The sequence below is a fragment of the Pedobacter sp. Bi27 genome, from assembly GCF_918698255.1.
GTDB lineage: Bacteria > Bacteroidota > Bacteroidia > Sphingobacteriales > Sphingobacteriaceae > Pedobacter.
Genome location: NZ_CAKKMW010000005.1, coordinates 461,365 through 474,043, shown reverse-complemented (window position 1 = coordinate 474,043; position 12,679 = coordinate 461,365). Strand labels below are relative to the sequence as shown.

Annotated in this window: 7 protein-coding genes; 2 read left to right on the top strand and 5 right to left on the bottom strand. The window is 36.7% G+C overall.

What is annotated here, in order from left to right:
• Positions 1–795: 795 nt before the first annotated feature.
• Genes LQ227_RS19070 through LQ227_RS19050 form a run of 5 tightly spaced genes read right to left on the bottom strand, consistent with a single transcriptional unit; the run spans position 796 to position 8,454 of the window.
• A complete protein-coding gene (locus LQ227_RS19070; protein WP_230139886.1) occupies positions 796–1,977 on the bottom strand; it encodes a hypothetical protein in 1,182 nt (393 codons plus the stop codon).
• 17 nt (positions 1,978–1,994) lie between these two features.
• A complete protein-coding gene (locus LQ227_RS19065; protein WP_230150556.1) occupies positions 1,995–5,609 on the bottom strand; it encodes a PAAR-like protein in 3,615 nt (1,204 codons plus the stop codon).
• 10 nt (positions 5,610–5,619) lie between these two features.
• Positions 5,620–6,432 (bottom strand): hypothetical protein, encoded by an 813-nt coding sequence (locus LQ227_RS19060; RefSeq protein WP_230139890.1) that lies wholly within the window; start codon positions 6,430–6,432, stop codon positions 5,620–5,622.
• A gap of 38 nt (positions 6,433–6,470) precedes the next feature.
• On the bottom strand, positions 6,471–6,638 hold the full coding sequence (locus tag LQ227_RS19055) for a hypothetical protein (protein ID WP_230139892.1): 168 nt from the start codon (positions 6,636–6,638) through the stop codon (positions 6,471–6,473).
• Between the two features lies 1 nt (position 6,639).
• A complete protein-coding gene (locus tag LQ227_RS19050; RefSeq protein ID WP_230139893.1) occupies positions 6,640–8,454 on the bottom strand; it encodes a type VI secretion system Vgr family protein in 1,815 nt (604 codons plus the stop codon).
• Between the two features lie 1,038 nt (positions 8,455–9,492).
• On the opposite strand from LQ227_RS19050, the gene LQ227_RS19045 reads away from it, so the two are divergent.
• Together LQ227_RS19045 and LQ227_RS19040 are read left to right on the top strand one after the other, a co-directional pair.
• Entirely contained in the window at positions 9,493–10,842 is a 1,350-nt protein-coding gene (locus LQ227_RS19045) for a Gfo/Idh/MocA family protein (RefSeq protein ID WP_230150555.1), read from the top strand.
• A 117-nt stretch (positions 10,843–10,959) separates the two neighbouring features.
• Positions 10,960–12,051, top strand: a complete 1,092-nt coding sequence (locus LQ227_RS19040; protein ID WP_230150554.1) for a phosphotransferase enzyme family protein — start codon at positions 10,960–10,962, stop codon at positions 12,049–12,051.
• Positions 12,052–12,679: the final 628 nt, after the last annotated feature.

Sequence of the window (12,679 nt, the reverse complement as noted above, 5' to 3'; positions counted from 1 at the left end):
ATTCTTTGTGGCGATTGGATGCGAAGAATCGTCATGGCGAGAAGGCTTTTTCAGCCGACGAAGCAATCTTACAACGATCGCTACCTGCGAGCGCATTAAGATTATTCATTTTTGTAGTTGTTTTTAAAGGCATTCATGAGCTCAATTCGTTTGGTTATCCTCGTTCCTCGCAATGACGACCATTCTTTGGAACCTATCATTGATAGCTTGTCGAAGGATAAACGTTTTTTGTTTCGACTATTAAAAATACCTTCTATTACATGTTCCGATTTTCATCGGCAGGTTTGGGCTAGTCTACAATTAGTTCGTGGATTTTCATTTGAAAACGAACATGCATACCTCCGTGGGTGCTGCAGCCCCGTTATTCACTCCAATCTTTTTATTGCAGATTTTACGCAACCAGCAGCAAGAATAGGAGGGATGGCTCTTATGCAATAAAAAGGATTTCCGTTGCTACCGGGTTTATTGATGAATGGGGCTGTGGTGCTTGGCCAAATAACCCGCCTTGTTAATAAATTATCTGCAGCCAAAATGTGTATTGAATTAAATATTTTGGCTGCAGATAATTTCGGACTTATACAAATAAATATTCCTCAACTCGGAGTTTGTTGATATTTGAGCTTAAAAACAGTCATTTTAGCTATTATTGGGGCAGGTTTTTGTATGTAAGCTTCTGTTTGTAGTTAGATGCTTTATGGAGGTATATTCGTCTATGCTCGACACAATTAGGTGTAAGAAGCATAAAAAAGAATAAACTCATAAACATGCATATGGATATTCTCGTTAATAATTTACCTATTCCGGGTCGGCACCTGTAGGTGGTGCTTCTTCCTGTAGTTTTGCCATAATCTCTTTCATTTTAGGTAAGCCAAAATAATTGTGCGCTTCTATTATTTTAATCACCTCGGGGTGCGAAACCGAAAGATTATATAATGAAGAACCAGCATTATTCCATACTAGTGATGATTCTGGAGATTTATATTTTTCTATAGCTGGGTTTTCGATATTGGCAATGTTGGCTACTATTTCTGCTTTTTCTATAGAAGTGAATTTTTTGGAGGGTTCTTTTAAGAAGATTTTATCTAAATCATCAGAATATAGTAAACTCATAAAACTACCCAAAGCATAAATAAAATGATTATCTGCGGCACTCGTATGCTCTTCTATATATTTTAATAAGTCTTTTCTGATCTGTAATTTGTTAAAACTATCCTTTATAAAAATCAAATTTGCAATTAACTCTCCACGTTGAGGATTTCGATTGTATATGGAGTCCAACATCATTTTATTTATTTTTGGCTCTTTATCATATCCATATCTTTCTAAGAGCATACTTAAAAAATGTTTGTCATTATTAAAAAGCCAGGCTAAACTTACCTTGTCATTATTAAATAAATATTTATTTCTATGGATAAGATAAGGTTCAATTGTAACCTTATAAGTATTATCTTTATTGATTTTGATTAAGTAATCCAACGTTTGAAATTCGAAAAACAGATGTTCCTTTCTCAATAAGAAGTAGTTTTCAGTATCAGCAAACCCCCCAAATTCATTTCTTACTAAGAATTTATAATCCTCTTTTTGTTGACCAAAAAGTGTAATATGATTGTCTGCAACATGGATTTTATAATGAGGATTTTTAAAATCATCAATCGCAAATACTTCCTTAATTCTATTATTAAATAACTCATCACTAATAGTTTTAAATCCATGATTTTTTAATCCTTCTAAGATTATTATAGAAGCAAGTTTCAGATCTCTTGCAGTTAAATGATATGGATTGTCAAAGGACCCTTCTTCACCGTCCACCCTTTTTTGATCTTCCAAATGCTGTTTTATTTCTTCTATTATTTTTATAGGTATCATTGGTTTTTGTATTTCTTGATTTGCTATTGAACTATTTTGCTTCGTTTTGTTTTTACAGCTGCTTAATGCTAGTAACATAATGCAAAAAAACAATATCCTATTTCTTTTCATTTTTTGTATTTATTGATTTAATTCGATTTATTTTCTTTTTTTGGTGCTGGTTTAATACCATATTTTTTGTTTACTGCTGCAGAACTTTCATAGATATCACTATCTTTTAATTTGTCAGCATCTTTAACTTCATAATCACTAGGAATATAAAAGCCTTTAAATGTTTTAGTAATCCCTTCGTAAGTGAATGATTTTCCATAACCGCTGAAGCGAATAGAGTCTCCCTGGTTTCCGCCTAGAAGAATAAACCAACCTTCTCTGGTTTTGCCATACAAAAACCCGGTATGTCCTTTTCCTGAACCATTGGTAGCTTCGTAGACAACTAAACATCCGTAAATAGCTTCCGGTATATTTTTGTATTCCTCATGATTAACAGGAGCAAGGGATCCTGCCGAATTAAGATGACTATATGGCTCATTTTTATTCTTAGCGTTTTTTGTCTTACTAATACACCAGTTCATGTAGGCGGCACACCAAGGTCCCTTAAATCCGTCTGTTGGTTTAGCGTTATTATTACAATAAACTAAGTATGATTTAGCTTTAGTGTACATTGGTTCTTCTCCTTCATCACAACCTTTCATTGCTTTAGCTTCTGCTAGTGCAGTTTCCATCCAAGGTGCTCTGTTTCCAATTATTTTAATCTCAATTTCCTTCCAGTCACATTTGCTTGTTTTAAATATTTTTGAAGTGAAGTAGTTAAATGCTTTTTGTTTTTCAGCATGGCTATCTCCAACATTGTTGCCTACTTTTTCAGATATTAATTTATTTCTAAGTGCGCCATTTGATTTTGCAATCAACCCATTCCATTTATAAAACGCCATTGAAGTTAATACCGCAATTTTAATGTCCTTAGCTACAATATCTGAATTTTTAAGGATATCCACCTGCTCATATTTTAAAGTATAAGTGTTTGCTTTACAATAATTTTCTCTTCCTGTTAGTTGTATCAAGCCCTTCCCCCTAAAATTCCAGCCGTCTCCTCCCTGTGTATTACCAATTCTATTGTTTACATTTCTATTTTTATCCGCATAAGCCAGATTCGCAATCATTTGCGGATTTGCTTCATGATCTTTGGTTCTTCCATATTTATAGGCATCTTCTTTATGTTTGGCGAAATATGAAAATGGTGGACTATCCCGATTGCCTGTTTTTTTATTTAAGTTACCGTTGATCAGCGTATCTGCACTGTAATTCATGTTTTCTCCGCTTTTTACATGCAGTTTAGTTCCTGATTCTACCCTGATTTGGGCAAAAAAATGTGCTTTAACCCAGCAGGTATTCATGCCAAGATCTGCCATATATTTGTTGTAGGTGCTGGCAACTGTTTTGAGCATAGCACCATCAGCATCTTTAAATATTTGTTTTAGTTCTGCAGCAGTAATGTCTTTATTACATCTGGGGCAATCACTATGACTATTGCCTTCCTGATTCCCCACGCCCACCAATGATTTTCCTCCATTTGCTGGTACATCATTCTTAAAGGCTACTAAAGTATTGCTTGTGCCTAAAAATTCCATTTCTTCTATTATGGCATAAAAACGATGCAGTTTTTCACTATAACTTTTCTCCCAGCTTTTGGCCAATATAAAATCAAACTCAATCATGCCATTATCATTTAAAGGGTATTGTTTATGATGTACAAGTGTATCTTTCCTTAAATTGTCTAGCCCAAGGCGGCTTTCTTTTCGGTAAATTTTAACAGATACATTTTTTGCGCTTAGGTTACGCGTGCGGATGCGGCATTTCATTTTGCTGCCGTATAGTGCTTGAATAACTGGTTTGTTGTCGGTTAAAAATTCGATGCTTACAATTTCTTCTTTGCTAACTAGTTTTAGTTTTTGCAGCGGTTGAGGAATATTTCCATTTAAGATTTCATAGTTTTTATCAGTCGAGTATACTTTGAAGTAAAATTCCGTTCCTTCTTTTAGCAGTTTTTTATACTTATCTGCATTGGGGATGAAATTGTATTTCTCTAAATCTAATATTTGATTTTGAGAGACTCTGAAGCCTGTAATCAAATGGATGGCTCTCGATTTGCCGCTGTGATCTAAATAACCATATTCTAAATCTACAATTAAACCTTCTGCCGCTTTAAATTTAATGTAGGCATGGTTTGGTTCACCCCAGCCCGTTTTTGTTTTTCTACCACCTTCGGGATATTCCCATTGTGCCAATATAATTTCAGGCTGGGCAACTGTTATTTTAACCGCTACTTTTGCGCTTGGTTGTACCATATATGCCTGTACGGTATACTCACCAGGTTCGTCAAATTGATGGGTTATGGTTTTACCTATTTTTGATTTAAAAGCTTCAACTGGTTTACCATCAATATCTTTGCATATCCATTTTACAGAAGCAATTTCCTGCGGTAACGTGGGCAATATTTTAAAATGGTCTTTTACGCTAAAAGTTATCTCTTCTTTTATTCTTGTGCTATCGCTGGAAGCGGTAACTGAAGTAATCCCATTTCTTAAAGCTTGTATCTGTTTTGATTGTTTTGGAATACCATTAAAACATGCTGACACCACATAGCTGCATTCTTCGCTACAGAATACCTGAGTGATGTTCCCTGTCTGGGTTAATAGCGTAGGGATGCCAATTCCTCCTGTTTTGGTTACCTCCCAGGTAATAGTACTGATGTCGCCTGGTAGGGCCGCGGATTGAAAAAGGCTTTGGAGCCTAAAGGTGACAGGTACATTTATTCTTACTTTTGTGCTTCCGTCGACTGTGGTCACGGTTTCAATCTCGTTTTTTTTAATGGTATAAGGCCTGGTTATTCTTTTATCACCATTGGTTTTGCCATAAGCTTCAATTAAATAGGTGCCGACTTTTTTAAAGGTAATGGTGAGGGTTTCGCCTGCATCGTTTCGCAATTGCAAGGGAATACCATTTGTATCATAGACTATCCAGTTTACGCCTTGCTTATCTGCATCGGTTGCTTTGCCAGCAAAATCGGCTTTAAAAGTAATAGGCGTGTCGAGCGGTTGTTGATCGCCGTAAGATAAAGGTATTATCGATTTTACTGTTGCTCCATCTTCATCTTCATTTTTTGCCGCTTGTTCGGTATGAATCAGTTCTTCGGTAAGCAGTGGACCATCAGCGGCCCAACTGCCAGCTTTGGCATTTTCTAATTCTTGTGCAGTAATATTTGCTTGCTGGCCATGTTGAACTATTTTTACATTTCCACCTTTCGCAGTACAAATAGCTGTGCTTTTGTTTGTCAATACATAAGCACCGTTTGGCAATTCTACTTTTTCATAATAATCTTTCCATTGCAATTTGGCAGTACAGGGTACAGGCCTACTTGGGGCCGGTACTTTGCATTGCCCAAAGTTTAGGTTAAACACTTTGTTTTCTAAGGTGGTTGCAATAAATTTACTTTCACCACTATCGTTAATCACATATTTGTTATGGCTAAGTACGTTCAACTTTTTCGGAGCGGGATCTACCGCTTGATCGCAGGTGCATTTAGCCCCATGACATATCAATAGTTCCATAACTTTTACATTTTGTTTAGGTTCATCTATTACTTGCCTGTCTGATGCTATGGATACAGTTAGGTTATCTGTAATCTTATCATCCGTTAGGTTTTCTTCGTTATTTGTTGGTTCAGCATCAGTACTCCAATCCATTTTGGCTAATTTAATTGGTTGTTAAAATAATCTTTAGTGTTTTTAAATAGCTACTATTTGCTATTAATGAATAAGTGCTTTGTAAGGCGTTGCACCAACCAGTAATTGGATCTATCTGATAAAACCCTTCGACACTTACTTCTGTCATATCATTATCTGTCTTCGTTTTTAACCAGCTATCAAATCTTGGTTGATCAACATTCTTGGTCCAGTTCCCAGAAAATTTAATCAGTTTTTGATTCTCTGATGTTTGAAGTGTCCACTTTTCATTAAACCAGATCGGGAACGGACATAAACCGTACACTTCTCTTTTTCGACTAAAATTGTTTTCTACAAAATTTGCATCATAAACTCCTCTGAAATATTCATTAAGAAATAAGTCTTGCTTGATATATTCGGTTAATGTTTCACTAGGTAACATTTTTTTGTCAACCGCTATTAAGGTCGAATCGATCCAATCTCCAGTGTAAGTATTAGTCAAATTTTCTCTAATGACCAACCATTTTTGCCATAGCTCATTTTGTTTTTCAACACTTACTGGCATTCCGTTAAAACCTATTTTTAAGGTCAATTGATGTAATGCTGTAGAAATCTGCTGTACGAATAAATCAACATCGTTATCAGGTAACGCATCGATCAAACTTTGTTTGCGTAGAATTTCGATATTCTGATGGCCAGACCAAAACGATGTTTTATCTGGTAAAATGTCTATATCAAAAAGTTTAAAGGTATACTCATCTTTGAATGCTGTTTTTTCAGCGATTTCTACCTTGAAAAGCATATTTAAAGGCTTTTCCAAAGATTTATAATCAATTTTATTCATGGGTATACATTGTTCTTAATTAATACAGCAAGATCGGTTTACCCTGTTTGTTTTGAAGGCACATATCGATCATACTTTATCTTGTATCTACTTTGCAGAATTACTTCTTTTGTCGCATTGAAATTTATAGCTCCTTGGGTAGAAAACCATTTAGCACTTCTTATATTTTCGGTAATGGTTTTGCTGATGTATTTAATTGTTCCCATCTTAAAATAATTTAACCTTGCTACCACTCTTATTTACAATCTCTTTGGCACTATGAAATTCAATATTCTCTTGGGTACTATTCAAATTAATCTGTTCTGCTGTTTTTTCGATATGTATAGCAGTTTTATTAATACTATCATTAGCTATCATTGTAATATTTTCGGCCATTAATGAATGATTTTCACCAGCATTGCTGCTTATATTTCCACCTGCGTTATTATAGATATGTTCTCCAGCAGATATCGATATATTTTGTTCTGCATTGATATCTATGTTTTTAGCCCGGATACTGATATTCTCGGGAGCAGAAATCTCAATACTCGATGTACTCGTATCAAAGCGTATAATATTTCGGTTTTTATCTGTAATGGTAATTGTTTCAGCACCAGCGGCATCATTAAATTCTAGTAAATGACCACTTCTGGTTGCAATAGCTTTTAAATGATTATTCTCGTAACCACCGGCGCCGTTAATGCCATGGAAAACACTTCCTAATACAATTGGTCTGGCGATATTTCCTTCTTCAAAAGTTACGGCAACCTGATCTCCAACCTCAGGTATAAAAACAAAACCCCTGTTTGTATTTACTTGCTCACTACTTCCCGCATCTGGGGCAATTACCCTCAGCCATTCGGTGATATCATTCGTTAGGCATTCCCATTTAAACTTTACTTTGATCCGGCCTTGCCCTTCGGGGTCATTGTTGTCCATTACATCTGCTAACAGTATATCTGGATTTGGCTTTTTATAATTCTCTACCAAAATGCGTTCGGTGGCGGCTGTCAAGCCTGTAAAGGTATTTTGGTATTTTCCTGCAACATCTATATGGTGATGAATGTTGGTAATGAGGAATTTACCTATGCTTTCGGTTATAAAAGCATTTCCCTGCCTAACACTCATAGTAATTTCAGCAATATTGCCAATACTTAATTCGGCATTATCTCCTGTAGCACTGATTTTTAGAAGTTCTGATATGGTGGCTTTTTCTTCATTCTCTACATGGCTTTTAATGTCGTTACTGTTTTCTACGCGGATGAGCGAAGGCTGGTTAAATGTTTTACTATAAGTGCGGTTCGAAGCCTGTATAGCATGAGCAAGATCGAGTATGTCGTTTGTTATGCCTGTACTTTCGCTGTGTAGCATTTCATCCTCTTTAGGGTTATATGCAAAGCGTTTATGCTTGATCGGTGAAATTTCCATGGCGTACTGAAGATTCTGTACATCTCGGCCATAAAAAAGCACAACTTCTTTCTGCTCATCTGGTTTGCCAAAGTTGAGCTGTTTGCCATCGTAGAAAAACCATTCATGATATTCGCCTGATAAGCGGTTCAGGAATTCAAAATCACTTTCTTTGTATTGAATAAGATAATCGACAGTTTTTTTCCTGCTGGCATTGCATATAATTTTAAGATCGTTTGCAGAGGTATCTTTTGTGGCTAGGGCTACAATTTCGTTTAGATCTTTATCTAAGTAAGAACCCAAATCTGGACCACGGTCTATTAAAATGGTAGGACTATAGCCACTTACAATTAAAATGCCATGGTAGCCATGGTTCTGTGCGAGTTCTATCTTGGTAACCAAACCAGCAAATTCTTGTAGTCCATTAACCTGATATCCGAATGAGGCTGTAAGTGTTTTACCAACAAAATCGCGGCTATCATCAAGGTTGATCAAACTGGGCAGGCCAAAATGATTCTGCTTAAACCGAAGTTCGAAATAATGATGCCCGTTAAATTGTTGCTCCAGATCGAATGAATCAAAGTGTGGTATGGCTTTGTCTTCTATATTGATTTCGGTGATGAGTTTTCTTTCCATATGAGGGCTATTAGAAAAACAATAACTTATCACGAATGCTCATCTTGTTTTTATTGCTGATGGTACCCGTTCACAACTTGTTAGGCAAAAGTTTAACCAAATTTTAACGTTGAGTTAATGTTTGACGGGGAAGCGCTTGTTGCTCCACCATTTTTATATGGAAAAGGCCATTTTGAGTAGTTTTGACACTTGTTTTTAAGCAATATGCTTTGTTGAAAAAAAATAAGTATACTTTTTATAGCGTAAACGGAACCAGTTTGGTTTGAGCTGTTTCCCCATTTTGCGCTGCCTGTGTGGAAATACTTCCTCATATTTTTTTATTATTTCTACAGTATGGCCTTTAAAATGTAAAGCCTTTAAAACAGCGGTAAAGGGGGGAGGCGAAAAGCTTTAATTACCATTTGCCTTGGCAATGGGCAATTGTTGCAAAGGCATTGCAGCATAGCTTAAAATAAGCGAAGTAAATAGATCATTTGCTTTGGGCCTAAATAATTGGTATTGCAAAAATTAGTCAATCGTTTGCGCTGATATTTATGTTGTAATGCTCATTTGCTTGTTCTACTTTTAAAGAATACAAAGCAACAAAACCGTAAAGAACCAGCACAAATGCCTATCCATTTGCTTACAAAACCACTTGTTTCAGGGCTGTTAATAAGCTTATCTATTAATAGCTGGGCCCAAAAAGAAAACACCTATGCAATAGGTGCCAAATTTTTTAAGCTTAATGGCAAGCCACATATAATACGCTGTGGCGAAATGGATTTTGCCCATATGCCAAAAGGCGATGGGAAACATCGTTCGCAATTGGCCAAAGCAAAGGTCTTAAACACGGTTTGTGCTTACTTATTTGGAATATGCAAGAAAAACAGCCGATCAGTTTATCTGGGGCAAAAACTTTTTAAAAATATTTAGCCCATTAATGCGCTGTAAGTAAGCGGGTTTTGATGTGTAAAAGTGCGAAAGAATAGCTAGTAAAACGTTTGTTCAGTATTAACCGGATCAATTAAAAAACTAAACAATAAATATTAAATAACACAAATGGAACGTAGAGATTTTATCAAAAATGGTGCATTTACGGCTGCTGGTTTAACCATCCTGCCAACCGGAAGTTTATTTGCATCATCAGACAGTGGAAAAGTAAGAGTAGGTTATATCGGTGTGGGTGCACGTGGTATGAGCCATATTTCTGAAGGTGCCTTAAGAGACGATGTAGAAATTGTTGCAATTTGCGATACCCAGGAAAGTTCACTTAAAATCTGTCGTAATTTTATTGCCAAAAAAGGCAGACCAGCAGCAACAGAGTACACTGGTGGCTTAGATGCTTATAAAAAACTTTTAGACCGTAAAGATATTGATGCCGTAATTATTGCAACACCATGGCAGTTTCACCGCGACCAGGCAGTTGATGCCATGAAAGCTGGTAAATATGTAGGCTGCGAGGTAATTGCAGGTTTAAGTGTTCAAGATCACTGGGATATTGTAAACACTTCAGAAAAAACAGGCATGCCTTACATGACCTTAGAAAACGTTTGTTACCGTAGAGATGTAATGGCGGCTTTAAACATGGTTAGACAGGGCCTTTTTGGCGAACTGGTGCACCTTGAAGGTGGTTACCAGCATAACTTGCGAAACGTACTTTTTAACAACGGTAAAGATTATTACGGTGGTGGGGTAGAGTACGGGCCAAAAGCATTAAGTGAGGCACAATGGCGTACGCAGTTCAACATCGATCAGGATGGCGATTTATATCCAACCCATGGTGTTGGCCCTTTAATGCAATATGCTAACATTAACAGGGGAAACAGCTTTACCAGCCTGGTATCGTTCAGTTCTAAAGCCAGAGGTTTGGCCGCTTATGTAGAAGAGGTTTCTCCAGGCCACCCTAATGCTAAAATTAACTATAAAAATGGCGATGTTACCACTACAATGATCAACTGTGCAAATGGCGAAACGGTACTGTTAAGTCACGATACCCACTTGCCTAGACCATATTCTATCGGTTTCAGGGTGCAGGGAACAAAGGGGCTTTGGATGGATGTAAACAAATCAGTGCACATTGAGCATAAATCGAAAGATCATGCCTGGGATAAAGCTGACGAATGGTTTGCTAAATACGATCACCCGCTTTGGAAAAAATATGAAGCAGAAGCTGTGGGCGCAGGTCACGGTGGTATGGATTGGTTTGTATTTAATGGATTTATCCAGGCGGTAAAACAGAAGAAACAAACACCTATTGACGTTTATGATTCAGTTACAATGAGTGTAATTATGCCACTTTCTACCAAATCGTTAAAAGAAGGAAATATGCCACAAAAATTCCCTGATTTTACAAAAGGAAAATGGAAAGATCGAAAAAATACTTTCGCTTTAGACGATAGCGGCTTTTAGTCTCGTTTGCGGGTAATGCCATATTGGCTTACCCGCATAATTTAATAAGCAACTTTATTCAGGTTGATCAAATGGTTTGCCTGGAACAATTTTTATTCAAATATATATTACCATCTTATGTTTCAAGCAGTATTAGGTGCTTATGGACTTAACGCAGAAAAATTTAAAATTGAACCTTTCGGCTCGGGCTTAATTAACCATACCTGGAAAGTTTATAGTGAAAAATTAGCCTATATCTTGCAAGAGGTGAATACGGAGGTTTTTCGCCAGCCTCAAAATATTGCTCAGAATATTGAGACAATAAAAAAATATCTTGATCAAACAGCCCCTAAATATTTATTTGTTGCACCAATTACGGCCACAAATGGAGATGATTTCGTGGTTATTGACGATCATTTTTACAGGATTTTTCCATTTGTAGAAAATTCTTGCTCTGTTGATTTCGTACAGGAGCCTGAGCAGGCTTATCACGCTGCTAAGCAGTTTGGTAAATTTACCAGGATGCTTTGTGCCTTCAACGTACAAAAATTAAAGCCCACTATAGAAGATTTTCATAACCTGCCTTTACGTGTAGAGCAGTTTAAAAAGGCTTTAGAACAAGCCAGCGATGAAAGGATTGGTGAGGCAAAGTTCGCTATTGAAGAGATTATCAGACATTACGATATAGAAGAGCAGTATGTACATATGGTAGATAGCGGTGCACTTAATTTACGCGTTGTACACCACGATACCAAAATTAGCAATGTACTGTTACAGGCCGAAACTGGCGTGGGTTTATGTGTAATCGATTTAGATACCGTAATGCCCGGATACTTTATCAGCGATGTGGGCGATATGATGCGTACTTATCTCTCAGAAGCCAATGAAGAGGAAAAGGATTTCAGTAAAATAGCGATTAGAGAAGACGTTTTTGCTGCAATACATAAAGGTTATATGGAAGAAATGGACCAGGTTTTGGCCTTTACCGAAAAACAGTTCTTTATTTATTCGGGTAAATTTATGATTTACATGCAAGCGGTAAGATTTATAGCCGATTTCTTAAACGGCGATATTTACTATAAAACAAATTATCCCGAGCACAACTTGGTGAGGGGCTTAAATCAGATCGATTTATTGAATAAGTACGTCGCCAAAGAATCGAAATTTGAAGAGATTATCAAGAAAATTAATGAAAGTAGAATAAATGACGCAAAAACAATATTAAATTAATAAGGTAGAGACAAGGTGTTCAGTTTTTATGCTTCATCGTTTGGGCTGGACATCCTTTTTACCTTTGGTAAGCGCCAATGGTATGATGTAATAAGTGGTCATCTTTCCAGCGCAAATCTATCATGTGGACACATCTTTTAAGAATAGTTTTAGGCGTTTTGCTAGCTTCCTTTAATAAACCACTTCTTATACCGAAGAACGCCGTCAATCCCAAGTGGCTGGAAATCAAAAAAACAGGTGCAGAAAAGAACAAATAGTACTACCAAGCCTTAACGCAGTGGTTTTGTGTTCATTCGCGTTGAATTAAAGCTTTTAAGGGTATTGAACACAAACCCTGAAGGGCTCAATCAGCCCAAAGAAAACACAGACAAAAACTGATTAAACAAAGTGCTGCTGTTTTTTTGATAAGCGTGGGTGGTGAGAAGCCACCTTGCCGGATTGACAAAGCGTTTTGGGTACTTTGGCGCTCCAAAATGCGCCAGCATTCTTGAGCACAAATAAAAATACATGACCTGCGAAAAACTACAATGCCTCCGCGGCATAGAGCGGGAAAAATAATTTCGAACTAATTGCTCAAAATATTATTTCATAACAAATAAAGCGCAAACGTTTGATGGGTTAAACACAT